General features: G+C 34.9%; 25 protein-coding genes and 1 tRNA gene. 15 read left to right on the top strand and 11 right to left on the bottom strand.

The genetic code is table 11. The features are described 5' to 3' along the window. The first annotated feature begins 126 nt into the window (after window positions 1–126). The 5 genes from ACH2AZ_RS04965 to ACH2AZ_RS04945 are packed head-to-tail and all read left to right on the top strand — an operon-like array spanning window position 127 to window position 4677. Window positions 127–873 carry a cyclase family protein gene (locus tag ACH2AZ_RS04965; RefSeq protein ID WP_394906919.1) on the top strand — a complete coding sequence of 249 codons (747 nt, stop codon included), beginning with the start codon at window positions 127–129 and terminating at the stop codon, window positions 871–873. Between the two features lie 12 nt (window positions 874–885). Beyond that, a complete protein-coding gene (locus ACH2AZ_RS04960) occupies window positions 886–1512 on the top strand; it encodes a DUF4230 domain-containing protein (protein ID WP_394906918.1) in 627 nt (208 codons plus the stop codon). Window positions 1513–1515: 3 nt separating this feature from the next. Then, on the top strand, window positions 1516–1887 hold the full coding sequence (locus ACH2AZ_RS04955; protein ID WP_394906917.1) for an MmcQ/YjbR family DNA-binding protein: 372 nt from the start codon (window positions 1516–1518) through the stop codon (window positions 1885–1887). Between the two features lie 19 nt (window positions 1888–1906). Next, a complete protein-coding gene (locus tag ACH2AZ_RS04950) occupies window positions 1907–3679 on the top strand; it encodes a DNA mismatch repair protein MutS (RefSeq protein ID WP_394906916.1) in 1773 nt (590 codons plus the stop codon). Beyond that, window positions 3679–4677, top strand: a complete 999-nt coding sequence (locus ACH2AZ_RS04945; RefSeq protein WP_394906915.1) for a metal-dependent hydrolase — start codon at window positions 3679–3681, stop codon at window positions 4675–4677. Before ACH2AZ_RS04950 ends, ACH2AZ_RS04945 begins: the two co-directional genes overlap by 1 nt. On the opposite strand, the gene ACH2AZ_RS04940 is transcribed toward ACH2AZ_RS04945, so the two are convergent. Next, on the bottom strand, window positions 4674–5441 hold the full coding sequence (locus ACH2AZ_RS04940) for a hypothetical protein (protein WP_394906914.1): 768 nt from the start codon (window positions 5439–5441) through the stop codon (window positions 4674–4676). The genes ACH2AZ_RS04945 and ACH2AZ_RS04940 overlap by 4 nt on opposite strands. 148 nt (window positions 5442–5589) lie before the next feature. Here ACH2AZ_RS04940 and ACH2AZ_RS04935 point away from each other — a divergent pair, with 148 nt between their 5' ends. Continuing rightward, window positions 5590–6171, top strand: coding sequence for a PhnA domain-containing protein (locus tag ACH2AZ_RS04935; protein WP_394906913.1), 582 nt, complete (start codon window positions 5590–5592; stop codon window positions 6169–6171). A gap of 34 nt (window positions 6172–6205) precedes the next feature. Here ACH2AZ_RS04935 and ACH2AZ_RS04930 read toward each other — a convergent pair whose 3' ends face one another. Next, the gene (locus ACH2AZ_RS04930) at window positions 6206–7027 is read right to left on the bottom strand and encodes a pseudouridine synthase (protein WP_394906912.1); all 822 of its coding nucleotides are present in this window, start codon (window positions 7025–7027) and stop codon (window positions 6206–6208) included. 165 nt (window positions 7028–7192) lie between these two features. Continuing rightward, window positions 7193–8584 (bottom strand): dipeptidase, encoded by a 1392-nt coding sequence (locus ACH2AZ_RS04925; protein ID WP_394906911.1) that lies wholly within the window; start codon window positions 8582–8584, stop codon window positions 7193–7195. A 146-nt stretch (window positions 8585–8730) separates the two neighbouring features. On the opposite strand from ACH2AZ_RS04925, the gene ACH2AZ_RS04920 reads away from it, so the two are divergent. Beyond that, a tRNA-Leu gene (locus ACH2AZ_RS04920) sits at window positions 8731–8812 on the top strand. Between the two features lie 1082 nt (window positions 8813–9894). On the opposite strand, the gene ACH2AZ_RS04915 is transcribed toward ACH2AZ_RS04920, so the two are convergent. From ACH2AZ_RS04915 to ACH2AZ_RS04885, 7 genes are all read right to left on the bottom strand, one after another. Continuing rightward, window positions 9895–10695 (bottom strand): META domain-containing protein, encoded by an 801-nt coding sequence (locus tag ACH2AZ_RS04915; protein WP_394906910.1) that lies wholly within the window; start codon window positions 10693–10695, stop codon window positions 9895–9897. A gap of 279 nt (window positions 10696–10974) precedes the next feature. Continuing rightward, the gene (locus ACH2AZ_RS04910; RefSeq protein ID WP_394906909.1) at window positions 10975–11142 is read right to left on the bottom strand and encodes a hypothetical protein; all 168 of its coding nucleotides are present in this window, start codon (window positions 11140–11142) and stop codon (window positions 10975–10977) included. Window positions 11143–11247: 105 nt separating this feature from the next. Continuing rightward, window positions 11248–11664 (bottom strand): hypothetical protein, encoded by a 417-nt coding sequence (locus ACH2AZ_RS04905; RefSeq protein ID WP_394906908.1) that lies wholly within the window; start codon window positions 11662–11664, stop codon window positions 11248–11250. 342 nt (window positions 11665–12006) lie between these two features. Further along, on the bottom strand, window positions 12007–12480 hold the full coding sequence (locus ACH2AZ_RS04900; protein WP_394906907.1) for an MFS transporter: 474 nt from the start codon (window positions 12478–12480) through the stop codon (window positions 12007–12009). An 18-nt stretch (window positions 12481–12498) separates the two neighbouring features. Beyond that, window positions 12499–12753: a hypothetical protein gene (locus ACH2AZ_RS04895; protein ID WP_394906906.1), complete on the bottom strand. Its 255-nt coding sequence runs from the start codon at window positions 12751–12753 to the stop codon at window positions 12499–12501. Between the two features lie 230 nt (window positions 12754–12983). After that, on the bottom strand, window positions 12984–13151 hold the full coding sequence (locus ACH2AZ_RS04890; protein WP_394906905.1) for a hypothetical protein: 168 nt from the start codon (window positions 13149–13151) through the stop codon (window positions 12984–12986). 99 nt (window positions 13152–13250) lie between these two features. Beyond that, window positions 13251–13862 carry a DUF4403 family protein gene (locus ACH2AZ_RS04885; protein ID WP_394906904.1) on the bottom strand — a complete coding sequence of 204 codons (612 nt, stop codon included), beginning with the start codon at window positions 13860–13862 and terminating at the stop codon, window positions 13251–13253. A 506-nt stretch (window positions 13863–14368) separates the two neighbouring features. Here ACH2AZ_RS04885 and ACH2AZ_RS04880 point away from each other — a divergent pair. The 5 genes from ACH2AZ_RS04880 to ACH2AZ_RS04860 all read left to right on the top strand — a co-directional run bounded on the left by ACH2AZ_RS04880 (window position 14369) and on the right by ACH2AZ_RS04860 (window position 19671). Then, entirely contained in the window at window positions 14369–15034 is a 666-nt protein-coding gene (locus ACH2AZ_RS04880) for a hemolysin III family protein (RefSeq protein WP_394906903.1), read from the top strand. A 52-nt stretch (window positions 15035–15086) separates the two neighbouring features. Continuing rightward, the gene (locus ACH2AZ_RS04875) at window positions 15087–16556 is read left to right on the top strand and encodes a T9SS type A sorting domain-containing protein (protein ID WP_394906902.1); all 1470 of its coding nucleotides are present in this window, start codon (window positions 15087–15089) and stop codon (window positions 16554–16556) included. A 121-nt stretch (window positions 16557–16677) separates the two neighbouring features. Then, window positions 16678–17505, top strand: coding sequence for a universal stress protein (locus ACH2AZ_RS04870; protein ID WP_394906901.1), 828 nt, complete (start codon window positions 16678–16680; stop codon window positions 17503–17505). Between the two features lie 11 nt (window positions 17506–17516). Next, complete coding sequence (locus ACH2AZ_RS04865) at window positions 17517–18731, top strand: NAD(P)/FAD-dependent oxidoreductase (protein ID WP_394906900.1); 1215 nt, start codon at window positions 17517–17519, stop codon at window positions 18729–18731. After that, window positions 18721–19671 (top strand): bile acid:sodium symporter family protein, encoded by a 951-nt coding sequence (locus ACH2AZ_RS04860; protein ID WP_394906899.1) that lies wholly within the window; start codon window positions 18721–18723, stop codon window positions 19669–19671. Before ACH2AZ_RS04865 ends, ACH2AZ_RS04860 begins: the two co-directional genes overlap by 11 nt. Here ACH2AZ_RS04860 and ACH2AZ_RS04855 read toward each other — a convergent pair. Next, window positions 19668–20141 (bottom strand): TspO/MBR family protein, encoded by a 474-nt coding sequence (locus tag ACH2AZ_RS04855; RefSeq protein WP_394906898.1) that lies wholly within the window; start codon window positions 20139–20141, stop codon window positions 19668–19670. The genes ACH2AZ_RS04860 and ACH2AZ_RS04855 overlap by 4 nt on opposite strands. Window positions 20142–20234: 93 nt before the next feature. On the opposite strand from ACH2AZ_RS04855, the gene mvaD reads away from it, so the two are divergent. The 3 genes from mvaD to ACH2AZ_RS04840 are packed head-to-tail and all read left to right on the top strand — an operon-like array spanning window position 20235 to window position 23185. Continuing rightward, entirely contained in the window at window positions 20235–21317 is a 1083-nt protein-coding gene (gene mvaD, locus ACH2AZ_RS04850; RefSeq protein WP_394906897.1) for a diphosphomevalonate decarboxylase, read from the top strand. Window positions 21318–21337: 20 nt separating this feature from the next. Further along, entirely contained in the window at window positions 21338–22273 is a 936-nt protein-coding gene (locus ACH2AZ_RS04845; protein WP_394906896.1) for a mevalonate kinase, read from the top strand. Between the two features lie 3 nt (window positions 22274–22276). Next, window positions 22277–23185: a geranylgeranylglycerol-phosphate geranylgeranyltransferase gene (locus ACH2AZ_RS04840; protein ID WP_394906895.1), complete on the top strand. Its 909-nt coding sequence runs from the start codon at window positions 22277–22279 to the stop codon at window positions 23183–23185. The last annotated feature ends 88 nt before the right edge of the window (window positions 23186–23273 follow it).

Raw genomic sequence — 23273 nt, 5'->3', positions numbered from 1 at the left:
ATTGCTTTATAGTTACCGTAAAGATTTAAAATTGCATCAAAAATATTACAAGCGTAGTTGGCTCGTCTTGCTAGGTTTTTTAGTTTTTTTAAGCAGTTTATGGTTAATTAAAAGTTTTTTGTATTGATGCGTGCACAAATTAATATTTCTGAAAAAAGCTATACGGTTAATTTAAACAAACCCATAGATATTTCATTAACCTTGTATGGTGATCAGCAAAATGTAACCGCATGGTATAAAGATGTGCCAAGTATTAAGCCGGTGCAAGACGGCAACTGGGTGGCTAGCGTAAAACAAGGAGCATCAGTTAATTTTAATGATATTAGTTTTAATCCGCACGCACATGGAACCCATACCGAGTGTGTAGGCCATATTTCTAAAGAATTTTATAGCATTAACGATTGCCTTACCCAATTCTTTTTTGAGGCTCAGCTTATAAGTTTAACGCCAGAATTGAGCGATGGAGATTATATTTTTACCGCAGATCAAATCCGTAAAGCATTAAACGATAATAACCCAGAAGCCCTTATAATAAGAACGCTACCCAACACTACGACCAAGAAAAGTTTTAAGTATAGTCACACCAACTGGCCCTATTTAAAAGAAGAAGCCGCCTTGCTGCTGCGGAAATTAAAGGTGAAGCATTTATTAATTGATTTGCCTTCTATAGATCGCGAAAAAGATGATGGAAAACTACTGGCTCATAAAGCCTTTTGGAATTACCCTGCTAAGCCTCGCCTAGATGCCAGCATTACAGAATTGATTTATGTGCCAAATACTGTAAAAGACGGTCAGTATTTATTAAATTTACAGATAAGCTCGTTTCATAACGACGCTTCCCCCAGTAAACCGATTTTGTATGAACTTTTTTAGATTTTTAGTACAATGGAGCTACTTTTCTTAGGTTTGGCCGTAGGTGCCGTAGCAGCCTATTTTGTTTACCGATTTACCCACAAAGATCAAGCAAAGCAATCGCAGGATCAACAATCGCTCATCATAATGGAGAAAATTAGAGCGGTTTGTAAATTCATTATCGTAGAAGGTGATTTTGCCGAAATTTATCATTATAAAAATGTAAAAGACAAGTGGTTAAATATTTTTTTAGGAAGTAAGAAAGCCCTTATCTTAATCGAAGCGAAAGCCCACGTAGGCTTTGATTTAACCAAAATACAGATGCAGGCCAAAACGGCCGAAAAAACCATCGTGCTCACCAATTTTCCCGAGCCCGAATTGCTCTCTATTGAAACCGATTTTAAGTATTACGATAAACGTGAAGGGTGGGCAAACCCCTTTACTTCAACTGACTTGACTGATATCAACACTGAAGCCAAACGCTATATTGTAGAAAAAATACCTCAAAGCGGCTTGCTTAACGAAGCTCAAAATCAAGCTTTGGAGACTATACAATTAATGGAAAAACTTGTTGAAACTATCAATTGGAAACTCGATTATTCTGCATTAATCCTCGAAAACAGCCCCACAACTACCAACACTAAAAGAATAAGTAAGTAACTTATGGAGATTGATGAAATTCGGCAATATTGTCTTTACAAGCCAGGCACAACAGAGGATTTTCCTTTTGATCAGCAAACCTTAGTTTTTAAAGTTATGGGTAAGATGTATGCTTTGATAGGACTAGAAAAATGGGAAGCGGGAAATCCTGCCATTAACCTGAAATGCGACCCCGAAAAAGCCATCGAATTGAGAGAACGCTACCCCGATGAAATTTATGGCGGTTATCATATGAGTAAAAAACATTGGAATACGGTTGTTATTAACGGACCGCATTTAACACAAAAAAAGATATTGCATTTTATCAATCACAGTTATGAATTGGTAGTTAGCCAATTAACTAAAAAGCAAAAAGAAGAGTTGAGTAAACTTTAACCTCCTAACCTTATTTTTAATGCAAGACCCCAAAACTACATATAGCGCTTATATAGAAGAATTTCAACTTGAGCTAAAAAAAATAAAAAAACGGCTATTTGCTTCGAGTATGTTGAGGCTGGTGGTTTTCTTAGTTTTTGCTTTTTTAATTTACTTTTATTCAAGCTCAACTTCGCTTATATTTCTTTTTATTTTTTTAGGAATTGTTTCTTTCTTATTTCTGGTATCTAGACACAGTGATCTTCAACAACAAAAAGAAAAATTACGACAACTTATTGAACTGAATGAAACTGAGCTTAGCGTTTTAAAACGGGATTTTCACCATTTACCAAGTGGAGATGAATTTGTTGATCCTCAGCACGAATTTAGTCAAGATATAGATTTATTTGGCAATCGATCGTTTTTTCAATACCTCAACCGTACCGCCTTAGCTTCGGGTAAAAGAGCTTTAGCCCATTTACTAAGCAGCAACAATATTGACCAGATTAAGCAAAAACAAGATAGTATACGAGACCTTGCGAAAAAAATAAAGTTTAGACAAGAATTCACGGCGATTGCTAAAATGACTCAAGTAAAAATTAAACCACCTATTGTTTTAGGCTGGTTTAAAAACTACGAAGCTTTTGTTCCTTCTGTTTATAAATGGCTGCCTAAGGTTTTTACAGCCGTCTCATTCTTGTTATTTCTTAGCCTAGCTTTAGATTTAATTCCTTGGTTTTATGTGGCAGGCTGGTTTATTTTGGGTTGGATTATTATTGGGAGGTTTGCAAAAAAAGTAAATGAGTTATCGGGTTATGTAAGCGAAATTCAAAGCACATTTCAACAATATCATTTATTGCTGGGATTAATTGAAGTTACCGATTTTCAATCGGATTGGAACAAGAATCAGCAAAACAAAATTCAAATCGATCAAAAAAAAGCATCCGCTTTGGTCAAAGATTTTTCTAGACTTATTGATGCTTTAGAGCGGAAGAACTTTATGATTTTTGGGCAGTTAATCAGTGGTTTTATGCTTTGGGATTTATGGAAAGCTTATGAAATAGAGCAATGGATCAAGCAATACGCCCCAAGCACCGAAAATTGGTTTACAGCGATTGATTATTTTGACGCTTACAACTCGCTAGGAGGTTTTGCTTTTAATCACCAAAACTACACCTATCCAAAAATAAAAGAAAACCAAGTGGTTTTAAAATCAACCGAGGCTGTGCATCCATTAATCAATCCAAAAGATGCAGTGACAAATGATTATGAGATCAATCAACAAGAATTCTTCATTATTACTGGAGCCAATATGGCAGGGAAAAGTACTTTTTTACGCAGCATTTCGCTACAAATAGTTATGGGTAATGTAGGACTTCCTGTTTGCGCCAAAACTTGCGAATACTCCCCTATTAAGCTCATTACCAGTATGCGGACAGTAGATTCTCTAGCCGACGATGCCTCTTATTTCTTTTCGGAATTGACCCGGTTGAAATTTATTGTTGACCAAATTAAAAAGGATAAGTATTTTATTATTCTCGATGAGATTTTAAAAGGTACCAACAGCACCGATAAAGCCATTGGATCGCGAAAATTTGTTGAGAAACTAGTAAATTCTCACTCCACGGGAATTATTGCGACACACGATTTGAGTTTATGTGAAGTTGCCCAAAGCTTACCACAAGTAGAAAACCATTATTTCGATGCACAAATTATCGATGAAGAGCTTCATTTTGATTATAAATTCAAAAAAGGAATTTGCCAGAATATGAATGCTTCATTTTTACTTAAAAAAATGCAAATAGTCGATTAATGGATTCACTTACACAAATTGTATTGGGCGCTGCTGTTGGCGAAGTAGTTTTAGGTAGAAAAGTGGGTAACAAGGCTATGTTATACGGAGCTATTGCCGGCACCATACCCGACTTAGATACCTTTGCATCGCATTTTGTAAGTACCGTTGATGCTTTGGCTATTCATCGCGGTTTTACACACTCTATTTTTTTTGCTGTTTTATTTGCACCTATTATGGGTTGGCTCATCTCACGTTTTGAAAAAGCTGCCAATTTTAAAGACTGGTCTTGGTTATTCTTTTGGGGCTTTTTAACTCACCCCCTACTTGATGCCCACACTACCTGGGGTACGCAACTTTTTTGGCCTTTAGACCTACGCTTAGCCTATAAAAATATTTTTGTGATCGATCCGCTTTATACGCTACCTTTTTTGGTATGTGTTCTAGCGGCTATGCGCTTGCCTAAAAAATCCGCTCGACGTAAAAACTTAAATAAATGGGGTTTAATTCTGAGTACCACTTATTTAGGTATCACCTTACTACTTAAGTTTTACACCTACCAGCATTTTAAAAGAGCCTTAAACGATCAAGGGATTTCGTATACAGCTATTGAGACTAAACCAACGGCTTTTAATAGTTTATTATGGACAGCCAATGTAGAAACAGACAGTCATTATTTAATAGGCCACTACTCCATTTTTGACACCCAGCCCATACATTTTTCAAAGTATCCCAAAAACCATTTGTTGCTTGACACCTTGGGGCAAGAGCCACAAGTGGAAAAACTGCTTAAAATTACAGAGGGCTGGTACAATTTAGAGCAAAAAGAAGATTATATTATTTTAAATGATTTGCGTTTTGGATTACTTAGCTTATCTCCACAAGCTAAAGATTTTGTGTTTAGCTATACTATCAAAAAAAATAAAGATGGCTCTGTATCTATCGAAGAAAGAGAGAAGCATATGCGAGATGGTAAAAAATTAATTCAAGAGTTGATTACTAGAATACAAGGAAATTAATCTTTTGTAAAGAGATTAACCTGTTGTTTGATTTGGCTATCATCGGGTACAGGATTAGTATAAAATTTTACAAAGTCTTGTACAGAATAATGTTTTAAAGTGTCATTTTTAACCTGGTTGTTGTTTAGGAAAATGCGGTATTGCATATCATAAGTAAAAAGGTCTAGCCGTTGTGCACTCAAGTCTTGCTTTTGGGTTAAGGCTTCTACAAAAGGTAAAAAATCTGGAAGCTTTTCGGCTTTAATACGTTGATCAAAAGTCATATTTTGATAAATGTATTCAACTTGGGCTAAATCGTCAGCTTTTAAAATGCGATCTTCTATTTTACTATGTTTCCAGTTTTTCACAAGGCTGTCATACAGTGCTAGCTGGTGCTCGCCTATTTTAGTTTTTTCCTGATTGATTTCTGTTCGTTGTTGAACGTTTAGAATGCTAATTTGGGTTTTTTTAAGAGACTGCTTTACGAATTGGATAATCTCTGGGTCTGAATTTTCAGTTATAATCAAGGTAGCTGAATCTCTAAACAAACTGTCTTCATCTAAACTATCAACTATAGCATTAATCACCTTCACCAAATTTTCTGGTTGTACCACTTCTTGGTTAACAATAATCTTTCTTTCTCCTTCTATACGAATAATAACTTTGTTGATCTCTTGTAACTGAAACGGTACATTAGAAAACAAAACCTCTGTATTATTACCAAATACTGGATTTAAAAAGCACAAGGCTAAAAAACTAAAAAAGATAGTATAAAATCTGCGCATAACTTTAGATAACAAAGCAAAGTTAATTTATAATTTACAAATTAAAGCTTAAATAAAAATAGAATATTGATTTATATCAGTCTTTTAAAAATAAAAGCAATTCTGCATTTATAAAAATGTATTTTTGCAGCATTCAAAAAAAAGAATTATGAGTTTAGATCAAGATTTAATGCAGCGTGCTACTTCTAGTTGTGAACTTTGCGGAAGTAAGGAGAATTTAGAAATATATAATTTACCTCCTCAAAATACGGCCAGTATAGACAATAGTATTTTGTGTTGCGAGACTTGCCATTTGCAAATTACTGGAGAGCAAGAATTAGATCCCAACCATTGGCGTTGCCTCAATGATAGTATGTGGAGCACAGATAAGCCAGTTCAAGTTGTTGTATGGCGTTTATTAAATGCTTTAAAAAATGAAGGCTGGCCACAGGATTTGATTGAAATGATGTATATAGAAGATGAGGTTTTGGATTATGCTAAACAGGGAGTAAACGCCACAGAAGAAACAACTACGGGCCTAGTACACCGAGACAGTAATGGGGTAAAAATTGAAGCTGGAGATAGCGTGGTACTCATTAAAGATTTACCGGTAAAAGGTTCAAGTATGATCGCTAAAAGAGGTACTGCTGTTAGGCGTGTCTCTCTTGTACATGACAATGAAGAACAAATAGAGGGAAAAGTAGATGGGCAGCAAATTGTGATTCTCACCAAATTTGTGAAGAAAATATAATAAAAAAAGCTTGGTGTAATTACCAAGCTTTTTTTTAAATCATCCCTAGGTTAATAACCTCTTGTTTGTTAAGGTGGCGATAATGGCCTCTGGGTAAATCTTTCTTGGTAAGCCCTCCAAATACTACACGATCTAAGCGAACTACTTCATAGTTCAGCTTTTTAAACATCCGTTGGACAATATGTGGTTTTGTACTATGTATTTCGAGACCAACATTACGTTTACTTTGATTTTCAACATAGCTGATGGCATTAACATGTACCTTACCATCTTCTAAAACTATTCCTTCTTCTATTTTCTTTAGATCAGATAAGTCGAGGTTACGATTTAGTTCTACATCGTAGATTTGCCTTATTCCCTTTTTGGGATTGGCTAAATTCATAGCTAATGTACCATCGTTGGTAAATAGTAATAATCCCATAGCACTGGTTTCTAATTTACCTACAGGACTCAGTTTAGATTTTGATGCGTTAGCCACCAAATCCATTACTGTTCGATTACTTCTTTCTAAGCTACCAGTAACATAAAATCCGCTAGGTTTGTTAAGCAATACATATTCTTTTCTTTCTGGAGTTATTCTACGACCGTCAAATCTTACCTCATCATCGGGTTGTACCTTATAACCCATTTCGGTAACTACTTCTCCATTTACCCGAACATTTCCTGCCTTAATATAAATATCTGCGTCTCTACGGCTACAAATACCGGAGTTTGCTATATATTTATTCAAACGCATTTTAGCATCTGGATTTTTAACCTGTTTGTCTACAGCTACCTTCTTAGTTGCTGGCTTCTTATGAGGTTTAGGCACACCATACTCTTTCTTCGTTTTCTTTTTGCCTTGTCTTTTAGTCATTACTATTATTTTTTTGCAAAGGTACAATTAATTGATTCATTGCCATTGATGCATTACTTATTTTTCAAAATGTAGTCTACAGGCTTTAAAATATAATCGTGCTTAGCGTTTCTTTCATATAAAAAAGCCTCTTAGCAGTAAAGAGGCTTCTCTGAAATTGTAAGTTTATTTTTGCTTTAATCGAGCAAAATGCTTGTAGAAAAACGGTATGGTTTCAATGCCTTTTAAATAATTCCAAATACCAAAATGCTCATTTGGGGAGTGAATTGCATCGCTATCGAGACCAAATCCCATCAAAATAGTTTTACTTTTGAGTTCTTTCTCAAACATGGCCACAATTGGTATACTTCCTCCGCTACGTTGAGGAATAGGCTCTTTTCCAAAAACCTCTTTATAAGCTTTGCTGGCAGCCTTATATTCAATACCGTCTATAGGCGTAACATAACCCTGACCTCCGTGATGCGGTTTCACTTTAACATATACTCCATCTGGAGCGATAGATTCAAAATGTTTTTGAAATAATTCTGTTATCTCTTTCCAATCTTGATGTGGTACTAAACGCATAGAGATTTTGGCATAAGCCTTACTAGGAATAACTGTTTTGGCACCTTCTCCAATATATCCTCCCCAAATACCGTTTACATCTAAAGTTGGTCGTATTGAATTTCGTTCATTAGTAGTAAAGCCCTTCTCTCCATATACATCGTGTAAGCCTATAGATTCTTTATATTCCTCTATATCAAATGGCGCCTCAGCCATTTTAGCTCTCTCCACTTGGGAAAGCTCTTCTACTTTATCATAAAAACCTGGAATTGTAATTTTATTGTTCTCATCGTGTAAAGAAGCAATCATCTTGCTTAAAATATTTATAGGGTTGGCCACAGCACCTCCATAAAGTCCTGAATGTAAATCTCTATTTGGCCCAGTTACTTCTACTTCTACATAACTTAGTCCGCGTAAACCTGTAGTAATCGAAGGCACATCTTTAGCGATCATACCGGTATCAGAAATTAAAATAACATCATTCTTTAATTTTTCTTGATTGCGTTGAATAAACCAACCCAAATTTTCGCTACCCACTTCTTCTTCTCCTTCTATCATAAACTTCACGTTGCAAGGTAGGTCCTCATTCTGCACCATGTATTCCAAAGCTTTCACGTGCATATACATTTGGCCCTTATCGTCACAAGCCCCTCTAGCAAAGATAGCTCCTTCTGGGTGCTTATCGGTTTTTTTGATTACCGGTTCAAAAGCTGGACTGTCCCACAATTCAATGGGATCTGCCGGCTGCACATCATAATGACCGTAAACCAGTACGGTAGGTAGATTTTCATCTATTATGCGCTCTCCATAGACCACAGGGTATCCAGGCGTCTCGCAAATTTCGGTGTGGGTGCAACCCGCTTCTGCCAAACGTTTTTTCACCATATGCGCTGTAGCTATAACATCATCTTTATAGCTAGGATCGGCACTAATAGAGGGTAATTTTAATAAATCTATCAACTCTTCGAGAAATCGCTCTTTATTTTCTTCTAAATAGGCTTTTGACTTGTTCATTCCTTGTTTTTTTAATTGGGATGAAGATAGCCATACTAGAATAAAAAATGAAATTTTTTTAAAGTTATTCTTTGATTATTCCAGTCTTTGTTTATATTTGCACTCGCTAAGGAAATATACTTTAGCAAAGTTCTAATAAAACAATTGCGGGCGTGGTGGAATTGGTAGACACGCTAGACTTAGGATCTAGTGCTTCACGGCGTGAGAGTTCGAGTCTCTCCGCCCGCACAACATAAAACCCGACTTAAATTATTAAGTCGGGTTTTTATTTCTTTTATAATTTTCTTTAATTCTATTTATCAAGAATCAAAGTTAACTGTTACAAATCTATACCCCGTGTTTAATCAAAATTTGAAGATTATCTGTATACAAAGAAATCTACATTTTTCATACCTCTAAATTGAGACCTAAAAGCTTTTAAATTTCAAGTAGGTGGCTTGTTTATAAAGTACTGTATTTTAAACACTAGGCGGTATTTAAATCTTATTACTCTTTGAATCTTACTTGCTTAAAGCTGACTTAGTCATTAAGTATACTAACTTTTTATCAAAGCAAGGTTTAAACCAAATTGTCTCTATTCTAAATCTATATTGAATCGATTATGAGTTTACTTGAGTCCACTAAATAGTGGACTCACTGTGGACTCAATATGCTTATGATAGGCGTTTGAAATGGAGTAAACCGAATTCATCTAGGCTTGCAAGTAAAGCGTGGAAGAGAACTGGTAAAGGTAAAATGCCTTCATAACACTGTTCTTTAAGAAAATCTAAAAGCTATAAAAACTCCTTATTATTATGATTTATCGATTTGTTATGAAAGGCTTATTCGAAAACCAGATTAATTTTTAAGTTGACTTGATATTTAAATATACTAACATTATAGTTAAGCAAGGTTTGAACCATATCGCCCTTAATTTAAATCTACATCAAATATGTTATGAAACTAACTTAGCTCACTATTCAGTGAACTCAGTATGGGCTGAATTCGCTTATGATTCGACAATACTATGGCGTTTATATGTTTCAACTTAGCAAATAACCTGCAACAATAAATAAATCAACCCTGAATGCTAGTTAGAGTTAAAAATATAATCAATCTAAATAGAAAAATTTCTATTTATTTTACTAGCTCGAGTACTGAGACCGCTTAAACATTGGAAATGAATTTTTCTTTTTGCTTTCCCTTCCATTTATTAATTTAAGAAAATCTCCAATTCTAATTAATTTTTCAAAATAAATCTAAATACGGTAAAATTGGTTTGTTAGAGCCTCAAGATGGTTTGACTGGCAATAGAACACTCCATAAGAATATTAAAAGTACACTGCTTCAAAAACGGCTAATGGAGCCCTTCTCCCTACATTTAAAGTTAAACGATCGCCTGTTATGCTATAATTATCTGCGGTGTCAAAAACCTTAAAAAACTCCTTCTCTACTTTTGAGATATCCTCTTCACACATTCTCATGGTACTCAGTAAATTAGAAAAATCTATGCGCTGACCGTTTTTCAACTCGAAGCTACCACCTATGGTGTTACAACCCCCATAAGCTGTTAACCTATTTTCATCGGTTTTAAGCATAAAATAAATCTCTTTATCCTGGTTGGGTTGCATTTCTATCTTTTTTCCGTTAAGCTCTTTTAATTTCCAATACTTTTCTACAATTTGTTCTTGTTGCTCAATTTTTTTGAATTTTGCTAGCAAATTATCCTGACTGTTTTTTAGGAATAACCAATCACCCTCAAGCGTGTAAAATTTGCTTTGATTAAATACATCTAGAACTTGTTGTTCGTTTATTTTAGCATCAGGGCAAGCCATTCTGGTAGTAGCAAGCGGAGAAAAAGACAAGGTGTAATTTTTGTCTAAGCTAAAGTTACCATTGAAATTATTGCAACCTGTAAAACCATAAACACGATTGTTTACATCTAAGGTAAACCGAACAGGTTTTTGATCTCCAGCTTTAATTTCTTCACCATTTAATTCTATAAGCTGCCATGTAGTGGTAGTATTTTGCTCCAGCTGAACCATATTATTTTTATTTTTGCTAGATTGACTCGATTTGCAGCTTGCCAAACCCATTGCGATTAATAACAATAAAGCGAATTTATTTATCATATTATTAGATTAAAAAACACAAATCTACCCTCATTTTGGTTAATTTCAAACTAGATCAAACTAAACCTATGTTAAAATTTATTTATCTTACAGAAATGTTAGCTTAGCGGGAGTATTTTCAAATGTTTGCATATCTACTTTAAAGCCAGCCAAGGTTTAAAACACTTTTCGAATAGTCTCATCACCTTTTTTGCTTCTAAAACCCCAAAATTAGCAGTGGCATCTATTTTATTAGCGCTTTGTTTGTTTAAGATAGTTGCGGCTTGTTTATAAACCATATCAAAAGTAACTTGCATCTCTTTTTTTTGCCAGCTGATTTTTATTAGCGTACATATTGCCCATTCGGATTAAAGAAGCATCACCAAAGGGAGTAAAGGCATTAAGGATGTTATTGCTTGACAAACTTGTAATCACACAGGAATCTGCCAATTCATTAGCGTCTGTCATCCCTCTTGGTTTTAAAAAGTAATAATCTCAATCGTTCAAAAACACAACTGTTGCGGGTAAAACGGTTAATCTGATATCTACTTTGGCAAGTTCTTGAATTAAATTTTATCTACTTTGAGGTTGCTTTGCGCTTAGATTGGTTACGTGCCCTATGCCTACTCGTACTTCGCAATTACGATTTAAGGTTTCTTGTACCAAAATTGGAATACTTGAGTTTTTGGGGTTAAGATCAAAATCTAAATAAAAGTCAACTGGAATGTCATACTTTTCTGCTAAATCAAATATTTGCTTGCTATATTCTTGAGGATTTTTGTCTTTGTAGGGACAGCCACCAATTACCGAGGCCCCATTTTGCAATGCCTTTTCTAACAGCTTACGGGTTTTAGGCTTTTGGGTAAGCCCTTCTTGAGCAAAAGCACAAAGTTCTAAATCTATGGCTTTTTTATATTTTTCTTGAACCCTTTTTAACGCAAATAATGAAACCAGCCCTGACTTTTCATGCGTTTCAACAAAACTACGCATTGATACGGTAGCTTTTTTTATTGCCATTTCTACCACGCGACAAGCCCTTTCAAAGAAATCTTCTCCTGTAAAATTGGATTTAGCTTAACTGGTCTCCTCAACCGCTTCGTTTAATGTACCTTTATTGATGTTTCAGCGATCTAAATTACAAGCCTTGTCAAGATGTATGTGTTTCGTAAAATCCTGAACACAAAAAATCACCCTTTGCATCATATTCTTTTAGCGATTCCACTTGCGATAGTTTTTCTATCGCCACTATTTTCCCATCTAAAATGGCTAAATCTATATTTTCTTCTCGCTCTGCTAAACTTGCATTTTTTATGATTAAATCATACGTCGTTTCTAGTAATTTTTTTTTTGATTCAATAAATGTACCAACATAATAACAACCGATAAACTAAAGCCTAACAGAGAAACACCCTTCCAGTTAAAGTATTTCCAAGCAATTGCTGCCAAACTAGTCCCTAATGCTCCGCCTATAAAAAAACCTACCATATAGATTGTGTTTACCCGGTTGCGCGCCTCAGGATTGTTTGCAAAAATTATGTTCTGGTTAGTGATGTGTAAGGCTTGCACCGCTAAATCGACTAGGATAACTCCTAAGATAAGCCCAAGAATGGAATAGCCTGAGAAATAAAAAATAATCCAAGAGACCAAAAGGCCCAGCCCTGCATAAGTGATAATTTTAATTTTACTCATTCTATCGTTTAGTTTACCTACCACCGCTGCGGCTAAAGCACCTGCAATGCCAAATAAACCAAATGCCCCGGCAACATCACCGCTATAGTTAAAATTGCTTTCTAAGAGAAACGCCAAACTAGTCCAGAAAGCGCTTTATCCTGCAAAAGCTAATCTACCATAAAGCGCCGCTATCCTTAAACCTGGCTCTTTTCTAAAATAATTAAAAACCGATTGTAGTAAATTAAAGTATGTGCTTTTATACTTAGGAGTAATATCCAGTAGCTTTCGCAGAAGTAAAACATACAGCAACGCCATAACTATTATAGCGAGATAATAAGTAAATCGCCAACCAAAACCATGTGTTAACATCCCACTGATTATCCTACTACCAAGAATTCTTATTAACAACCCGCTTATTACAATGCCTATTGCTTTACCTCGATTTTCTGGAACAGAGAACTGAGGTGGCTCCTAAAAAGAAACTGCTCACAATTAACAAGTTTAAAATTTTGATTAAGCTATGGCAACCAACGCCTGACCCGTTAAAATAAAACCATATTTCAAAATCTTCTTATTGTTTACCTTATCACCTAAGAGATATACAAACAGTAACCCAAAAGCATAACCTAATTTTGTAGCTAAGATTGTGTAGCTAAGACCACGTTGCTTACCGCAGCCTTTGTAACTTTAAGGTCTACCGAAATCTCATAAAGTAAAGGGTGGTTGAAATACAAATTTGCGACAACTAGTCCTGCAGCCGCGCTCATTAAATATAGGGTAGATTTAGAAAGGGTATTGTTATTCATATTTTATGAAAAAGCGAAAGTACTAGCCTTTTTGATTCATAAAGAGTAGAAGCGTCTAATTATTTGTTAATTAACTTGTGTACACCCTTAATAAAAACTTTAAAAAGCATCTAAAGAAATCATTTGCACGGCTAAATTTCCTTCTACCATTAGATGAACTACAATATTATTTGCATAAAATTTAATCGCACTAATTTCTGCGAATTCCATGCTCCCGTACAGCATCAGCTTATTTTCAACAGGAATAATATCATTTAAATGGGCGTTAATTTTATCTCGAAAGCTATCGGTAAATTGACTTATCGAAACAACTGGCGGTTGCCCCATTTTTTTGTTAATCGTTTTTTTAATAATGCTTCGAATAAGCTGTTGACTTATCCAAGACTCTTGTTGGAGTATTATATCATAATCCCGTAGTTGAAGTTCTTGTTTCTTGGGATCAAACTGAACATCCGCCTGAAGTTGTATCTTAAGTATTTTATCTTTTCGGATTTTGGTTTTAAGTTGTACTACCAAATCTAGAATCAATTTCTGACTATTATCTATATCAAAAAATATATCTTTTACTACAGCCCAACTAGATTGATCACCACTAGTTATTGGAAAACCAATTAATAAATCTTTAAGACGCTCCTCAATTAAATGCTTTGGTATTTTTACGGGAAGCTGTAGCGCTAATAAATTGCCTGTTGGCTTAAAATTTTTTGACATATTTTTTTATAGTATAAGCTAGTATTTTTTTATCTAGCAATCAAATAATTAAACTTAAAGTTGAAAGTATTTTTTTTGAAATAACCCTACACTTAAAATAAAATTCTTTCCTTACGGTGAAAAAATTCAGAAGTCGTAATTTTAATTTTAATTCGCGTAGAGTCTAAGCAAAATTAATAGGTCTTTATAAGCTATAAATCATCACAATCATTGTAAATAATTTTTAACTGTAAAAGCATTCACAGATAAGTCAATTTCTTCGCCACAGCCAAGACTTGACCACTAGCTTCCGCTAAAAGCGAAACAAAAATTCTTTTACCGGTATTTATAGGAGAAGTTTAAAACCTAAGGCGAATCTATCTTAAACTGCTAAAATATTTAATACAAGTACTCCTTCACAAACGCTAAATTCATCTTAATTTTAGCTCAATTATAAAAAGAACCACAGGCAGCGCAGTTAGTAATTTAAGGCTATTTTTTAACTCATAAAAACTTAACTTTACCGCATGAAAACATCTTCCAGAAAAATACATCATCACCCATCATATTACAGTAAGAAAGAAGAGCAACTCAATGTAGTTTCACATGGTTTGGGGTTAATTTTAAGTTTAATAGGATTTTGCTTTTTATTGTATAAAAGCATTCAATTGAACCAATTCGATATTTTGGCAGCTTACACTATTTATGGTTTTAGTCTCATTTTACTTTATGCCGCGTCTACAACCTACCATTATGTAAAAGATCGTAAATTAAGGTACCGACTAAATATTTTAGATCACGCCGCAATTTTCGTTTTAATTGCTGGCACCTACACTCCCTTCACCCTATTGGCACTGCCCGAGAGTACAGGCCAGTCAATTTTATACCTTGTTTGGGGTATTGCACTTTTGGGTGTAACACTAAAGTTATTTTTTACAGGTAAATTTAATATTGTGTCTACCTTGCTATATGTAGGTATGGGTTGGATTATATTGTTCGTATTCGAGCCTTTAAGCGCAGCTCTGAGTCAAGAAGGACTATTTTGGTTGTTTGCTGGTGGTGCCGCTTATACCATAGGCGCTGTTCTTTATAGCATTCCCAAATTACCGTATCATCATGCTATTTTCCACATCTTTGTGTTGTTGGGATCTTTGTTCCATTTTTTATGCATTTATAATTATCTACCCATTTAAGCCTATTTTACTTTGTTTACCCATCATAGTTTTTAACTTTGTTTAAAAAACCATGAAACAACTTTCCTTTTTTTTCCTTTCAATCTTTTTTAGCCTAAATATACAGGCTCAATTTACGACCCCAGGTAGTGGCATAAATTACTCGCTATCAGATCTTGTGACGGCTAGCCCAAACACCATTAGTTTTAATGGCACACGCTACATTTTGGCTCAACCGCTTACCATTTCGGCTAATGACACTTTACAAATTAGTTCCGCAGACTCACTTATGGTTGCCCCAGGTGTACGCATCACGGTATCGGGCAGCTTTTTTACTGATTCTGCATCAGATCCTGTTGTGATTTCAGCAGAAAATCCTCAAAATCATTTTGATGGTCTTCGTTTCGAACAGGGAGCCGAGGTAGCCATTAACAACACTAAAATCACCTATGGCGGTGGCTTGCGTGTCTTAACAGAAGATTTTGCTATAACCAACAGCTATATTGCGCATCATATTTCGGGAGCGGCAACAGGGGCGGCAATTTCTCTATCTAGAGGAGCTCCTGTTATAGCCAACAATACCATTACTTTAAACGATTTACCTGCTGTTGCCTCTGGTGCCAATCAAAACGTTCCTGCGAGTATTCTAAACAACTGGATAGAAAAAAACAGCCAAAGCAATCAAAATAGACCTCAAATTAATATGGGACCTACAGGAGGCACCCAAGACACACTTAAAATAATCGAAAATACTATCATAGGCGACCGTAGTTTAGACAAAGTTGGTGGTATTGCCATTTCTAATTTTGTAAACCAAGAGATTAGAGCGATTATAGATAAAAATACTATAGAAGACAACCGTTACGGAATCACCATTGCAGGACCAAATGCCTTCGCATTTATAAGAGAAAACAATATTTTTAATAACGATAGTCAAAATTTACCAAATTCAGGCGGTAGTGGTATTTCTTTAAATAGCAACACCCATACTCAAAATATAATTGCACGTAAAAACACCATCACAGGAAATTTATGGGGAGTTACCCTTTTGGGAAATGCTAGTATTAATTTAGGAACCAACCAAGATTTGGGCGAAAACAGTTTTGATAACAATGGTAACAACAGTACTATCTATGCCTTGTATAACAATACTTCAAACAACATAAATGCCATAGGTAATTGCTGGATTAGTTCTAACCCAAATGCCACCAATACGCAGGTCGAAGATGTTATAGTGCACCAAACAGACGATCCTAATTTAGGTTTGGTAAACTTTAGTCTTTACGGATGTAATTTGAGCACGGCAAATACCGAAGTTTTAAATTTTGCAGTTTATCCCAACCCAACGGATGGCAAGATTAATTTTAAAAACGATTTTAATTTTAATAAGTTAGAAGTATACAATTTAATGGGTAAGAAAATAAAAAGTTTTAAGCTCTCGCAACACGAAAACAATATTAATCTCGGCTTACCAGAAGGCTTGTATTTGATAAAATTTATAGGTATACAGCATCAATACACTAAGAAACTAATGATAAATTAACACTATCAAAATCAGCGAAAGCCTTGGAAATTGAGTCCAAGGCTTTTTAGCTTAAATAAAAAACAATTGCCTATGTGTTATCGCTAAATATGCGTAATTTTATATTTTAAAATTCTAGTGCATGCAATCTATTTTATTGTTAACCGATTTTTCTGACAATGCCTATAATGCATTAAAATATGCTGTAAATTTACTGGGTAAAAGCAATTGTAATTTTCATTTATTAACCATAGAGAAACCTTCCTCTTATATTACGGGCGAACTATTGGCAGCAAATCCTGAGGATAGTATTTATAGTCGCGTAATAACCGATAACAAGACCAAATTGAATAAGCTAGCCGAGAAACTCCAAAAAGAAATTAGCGGGTTTAACGGAAATTTCCATAGCCATGTTCTTTTTGACGGATTTATCTCGGCTATTGAAACCAGTATTGATAAGTACAAAATAGACACCGTAGTTTTAGGAACAAACGGTGCTAGTAATTTAGAAGAAACCTTATTTGGCAGCAATGCGCTTAAGGTAATTCGGCAAGTGAAGGTAACCTCTTTAATTATACCTCAGCATTTTAATTACCAAGAAATGAGCAGTATTCTGTTTAGCGAACACCAAAATGACGATTTGAGCAAAAAAGATTTAAATGAGTTGGCTTTTATATTTAGAGAATTTCAGCCGCAGCTTCACGTATTAGAAATCAATCAAAATAAAAACATCACAAATAGCGAACACAACGTACTCGAAAAAACAAGCTTACAATTTGTAGACTATAAAATTCATCGGTTGAGCGGTATTCCTGCTCCTTATGCTATTCAGGCTTTTTGTCAGCTTTTTAAGGTAGATTTACACGCATTATTTGTTAAAGAAGAAAGCTTTATAGATCGTTTTATACAAAAATCTCAAACCAGTGAGATCAGTTATCAATCTACAGTACCCTTACTTATTTTAAGATAAGTAATCTACCTATGTATCACGATATAATTATTCTAGGAGGTGGCGCATCTGGGGTCTTTACAGCCATTCAAATAGCCGAAATGAATAGCAAGCTTAGACCTTTGATTATCGAACGCTCCAAAACATTACTAAACAAGGTTAAGATTTCGGGCGGAGGGCGATGCAATGTAACCCATGCAGAATTTATACCACAAGATTTAATCAAAAACTATCCTAGAGGTGAGCGTGAATTACTAGGCCCCTTTCATCAGTTTATGACCGGAGATATGATGGCTTGGTTAGAACAAAATCAAGTGGCTTTAAAAATAGAAGAGGATGGTCGTATTTTTCCTACTAGCGATGACTCCCAAAGCATCATTGATTGTTTTTTAAGTGCATTAGACCGGTACAAAATTCCTGTGCAAACCCAAGAAGCTGCAACCCGATTAAGTTTTGAGAATAATTTGTGGCAAATAAAAACTTCGCGCAACACGTACACCTGCAAGAAAATTGTGGTGGCAACGGGCAGCAGTCCAAAAATATGGGAGCTTCTCAGCTCATTAAATTTAAAAATAGTTCCCCCTGTACCCTCTTTGTTCACATTTAATGTAAAAGATAATCGCATTCTTAATTTAGCCGGCTTAAGCACACAAGCACACATTAAATTAAGAGATTTTCCGCTTGACGCCTATGGCCCCTTATTAATCACGCACTGGGGATTAAGTGGTCCTGCCGTTTTAAAGTTATCGGCCTGGGGTGCGCGTCACCTTCACGAGAAAAACTATCAATTTGTAATTGAAGTAAACTGGTTAGAAAATACCTCTACTTCGTCTTGCTTAGAATTACTATTGAGTAAAAAGCAAGTTTTAGGAAAGCAAAAAGTTCATACTCACAGCGTGGTTGATATCCCCAAAAGACTTTGGCAGTCTTTGGTGGCTTATTGTCAAATCGATAAAGAGTGTTCTTGGGCAGAAATCACCAAAAAGGAATTGAACACCCTAGCCCAATGCCTTACCGCAAGCCAATTTAACATACAAGGAAAAAGTACTTTTAAAGATGAGTTTGTAACGGCCGGTGGGGTGGAATTAAAAACGGTAAATTTTAAAAGTATGGAAAGCAAAACTCACAAAAACATGTATTTCACTGGCGAAGTATTAAACATTGACGCCATTACAGGTGGTTTCAATTTTCAAAATGCTTGGACTACAGCATATATTGCGGCCAAACATATTGCCCATGAAAGTTAATTGGTTTGTTGTTGCCTTGTTATCAGCTATTGGTTTAAGCTTTATCTATCCTGACGCATCAAGAAGCAATTGGCTAGAAAGTGTCATCAATTACGGTATTGGTTTAATTTTTTTCTTTTACGGATTAAAATTACCGTTCCAAGCATTAAAAGAAGGATTAAAAAACACTCGTTTACACCTATTAATACAAAGTTTTACATTTCTGATGTTTCCATTAATAATACTTATTTTTTATCCCCTTCTGGAAGAAACAGATTTTGAAATTTATTGGTTTGGTTTTTTCTTTTTGGCATGCTTGCCTTCTACGGTTTCATCTAGTGTGGTTATGGTATCATTGGCACGAGGCAATGTTCCTGCAGCCATCTTTAATGCCAGTATTTCGGGGATTATTGGGGTATTTGTCACTCCCTTGTGGCTAAAGTTGTTTTTAGCTAACACAGCGCAAGCCGTATCATTTAATGAAGTAATCATAAAATTGATTGGCCAGATTTTACTTCCGCTTTGCATAGGTTTTTTAATTCAGCGATCCGTAAAGAAAAAAATAACTCCTTTTATACATTATTTACCTTTATTTGACAAGACCATTATTGCTCTTCTAGTATACCAAAGTTTTGCTAATTCCTATTTGGCCGGTGTTTTTGAAAAAGTAGCTATTCTAGAATTAATAGTTATAATACTCGTAGTTTTACTTCTTTTTTTTATTATCTATTTTAGCCTAGGAATACTCGGTAGAAGTTTAAATTTTGATACAAAAGATCAAATTACAGCTCGTTTCTGCGGCTCAAAAAAGTCACTTGTTCATGGCTCGGCAATGGCAAAAATCATTTTCTCTAGCAGTCCCTTCTTAGGCTTATGGTTACTTCCGCTCATGATATATCATATATGCCAATTAATTATTGTAGCCTATCTAGCTGATAAAAAAGTAGCTTCAATATCTTAATTTAAGCGCCAAATTTCAAAATTGAGCATTGCTGCAAAGCCAACCCAAGCGATGTACGGAATTAAAAGATAAGCTGCCAACGGACTCGCAACCTTAAACCATTTAAAAGTAAATAAGAGCACTATAAATAGCGCTAAGATTATCATAAAAGCAAAAAACGGACTTTGTACTCCAAAAAAGACAATAGACCAGGCAGTATTAAGTAAAAGTTGAAATCCAAAATGATAAATCGCTGTTTTCACCCAAATATGATGTAAGCCTCGATTTAAAACCAAACCCATTGCCACACCCATTAAAATATAAAGTAACATCCATACAGGAGCAAACAACCAAGCGGGAGGAGTAAAAGTTGGCTTGGTTAAATTAAAGTACCACGTATCTATAGAAGATTGCGTGACAATTGAGGCAATGAGTCCTACTAATAGACATACCATAACCGATAAAGAGATATATCGAATTTTTGAAAACATAGTGCTCATTTTAATTTTAAATTTAGAAATTAATTTTTAATAAGCATAATATCGGCATACTTAGATTAGTATATTTGTGAAAAAAAAAGAAAAATGGTTCAAGAAGAATTTTGCTGTCCTACCTTAAACTTACCCGAAAAGGGAGTTCATTCTTGGCAAGCACCTAGCAATATTGCTTTAATTAAATATTGGGGGAAGTATGGTTTGCAATTGCCTAAAAATGCCTCTTTAAGTTTTACTCTATCTGCTTGCCAAACGCAGACCAAAGTGATTTACACCAAACAGAAACAAGCAGATAAGTTTAGTTTCAAGGTATTTTTAGAGGGAGAACATGCCCCTAGTTTTGAACCAAAAATAGCCACCTTTCTTGACAGAATTGAAGCTTATCTTCCTTTTTTAAAAAATTATCATTTTGATATTCATACGCAGAACACATTTCCTCATAGTAGTGGAATTGCCTCTTCGGCTAGCGGTTTAGCTGCATTAGCCTGCTGCTTACTAAGTATTGAAAAAGAGCACAACCCAGAGTTAACAGAAGAAAAATTTGCAAAAAAAGCCTCTTTCTTAGCTAGACTGGGTTCTGGAAGTGCTGCTCGCAGTATTACTGGCCCATTAATGCTATGGGGAGAACACCAAGGGACTGAGAAATCTAGTCAGTTATTTGCGATTCCTTACGAAGAGCCTATAGATGCTGTATTTAAAGACTTTCAAGACACCATTTTATTGGTAGATCGTGGAAAAAAGGAGGTGAGCAGCACTTTAGGTCATAATTTGATGCTAAATCATCCATATGCCGAGAATCGCTTTCAACAAGCTCAACACCAATTAAGACAATTAAAAAAGGTTTTAAAAGAAGGTGATCTAAAGAGTTTTGCAAAAATAGTAGAAATGGAAGCGCTTGCATTGCATGCGATGATGATGACGAGCGACCCTTATTTTATCTTGATGAAACCCTATACTCTTGAAATAATTCATCGTATCTGGGCTTATAGAGAAGCCAATGATAGTGCAGTTTGCTTTACACTAGATGCGGGGGCAAATGTTCATTTACTTTATCCTAAAAAAGAAAAAGAGAAAATTTTAGACTTTGTTAAGAACCAGTTAGTTGCATTTTGCGAAAAAGGACAGTATATTTGTGACGAAGTAGGTCTAGGCGCTTCTGTTATAGAAAGTTAATAGACCGAAAACATAAATATATGAAAGGACCCTTATTCTACTCTAAAATTTTACTCTTTGGCGAGTACGGCATCATTAAAGACTCCAAAGGTCTTTCTATACCGTACAATTTTTACAAAGGTGCGCTCAAAAAAGAAGAAACCCTATCTTTAAGTCAACAAGCCTCAAATAAAAATTTAAGAAGATTTGCATCTTATCTGGCAGAGATGCAAGAAGGAAATAATTTAGTGCGATTTGACTTATCAAAATTTGAGCAAGATTTAGAGGAGGGCATGTATTTTGATAGCAGTATACCACAAGGCTATGGTGTAGGGAGCAGCGGAGCTTTAGTCGCTGCAATTTACGATCAATATGCGCTGAATAAAATAACTGTTTTAGAAAACTTGAATCGTGAAAAATTGCAAATTTTGAAAGCTATTTTTTCACAAATGGAGTCTTTCTTTCACGGTAAATCATCTGGATTAGACCCTTTAAATAGTTACCTCAGCCTTCCCATTCTTATCAATTCTCAAGATCACGTAGAGGCTGCTGGTATTCCATCTCAATCTACCAATGGCAAAGGGGCGGTGTTCTTATTAGATAGCGGTATTGTAGGTGAAACAGCACCTATGGTTCATATTTTTATGGAAAATATGAAGCAAGAAGGGTTTAGAAAAATGCTAAAAGAAAAATTTGTAAAACATACGGACGCTTGCGTAGATGATTTTTTGAAAGGAGATGTGAAATCTTTATTCAAAAACGTAAAGCAACTTTCTCATGTGGTTTTAGACAATTTCAAACCAATGATTCCTAAACAGTTTCACGAACTGTGGAAAAAGGGCATTGACACTGGTAATTACTACCTGAAACTTTGTGGCTCTGGAGGTGGAGGATATATTCTAGGTTTCACTGAAGACTTTGAGAAAGCTCAAAAAGAACTAAAAGATTATAAGCTAGAGGTGGTTTATAACTTTTAAACCATGAGTACCCCCGCTAAAAAAAAACGGTTTTTAAAGTGGGTAAGCTTGTTTTCTGTTGTACGAGGCTATAATATTCTTTTATTAGCTCTAGCTCAGTATTTTGCCAGTATATATATACTTGCCCCGCATATTCCAACGCGTGATGTGCTTTTTGATCCCAATCTATTTTTATTGGTGCTGGGCTCGAGTTTAGCGATAGCTTCTGGTTATATTATTAACAATTTCTATGATAGTGAAAAAGATCTTATCAATAGACCTAATAAAACCTTTTTAGACAATTATATCAGCCAACGAACTAAACTAAGCGTATATTTTATTCTAAACTTCATTTCTGTAGTTTGTGTAAGCTATGTTTCATTTTCTTTGGTTCTTTTTTTCTCTGGGTATATTTTCTTTTTGTGGTTTTATTCTCACAAACTTAAAAAGTATCCGTTTATCGGAAATTTAACCGCCTCAATTTTGGCTGTAATTCCCTTTTTTGTCGTTTTTGTTTATTACAAAAACTTTGACTTGGTTATTTTTATTCATGCAACCTTTTTGTTTTTAATTATTTCCATAAGAGAAATGGTCAAAGATTTAGAAAATCTAAAAGGCGATTTCACCCAAAAATACCATACTATTCCAGTGGTTTATGGTATAAAATTTTCAAAATTTCTGATTAGTTTCTTAGTAGGATTAACCCTTATTCCCATCCTCTTCTTGTTGTTTTATGATTTCAACATTGGTTATATGGACTATTACTTTGTTTTAAGCTTTCTCCTTTTGCTGCTTATGTTGCTTTTTTTATGGAAATCTACCACACGCTACCAATATATCTTAATTCATAATTTATTAAAGTTCATTCTAGTAGCGGGTGTTTTTTCTATTTTACTGATTGATGTAGATTTATTACTCAATAAACTATTTTAGAACTTTCTTTACGGAAGAAGCTCCTAAGCTTTATTTAAACTTTACCATTAAGTCCGTCTTCAATTCAAATTAAAATCTTGGCGACTAA

This window comes from uncultured Mesonia sp., assembly GCA_947499595.1.
Classification (GTDB): domain Bacteria; phylum Bacteroidota; class Bacteroidia; order Flavobacteriales; family Flavobacteriaceae; genus Mesonia; species Mesonia sediminis.
The sequence above is the reverse complement of the archived record's forward strand: the minus strand, read 5'-3'. Positions and strand labels throughout refer to the sequence as shown.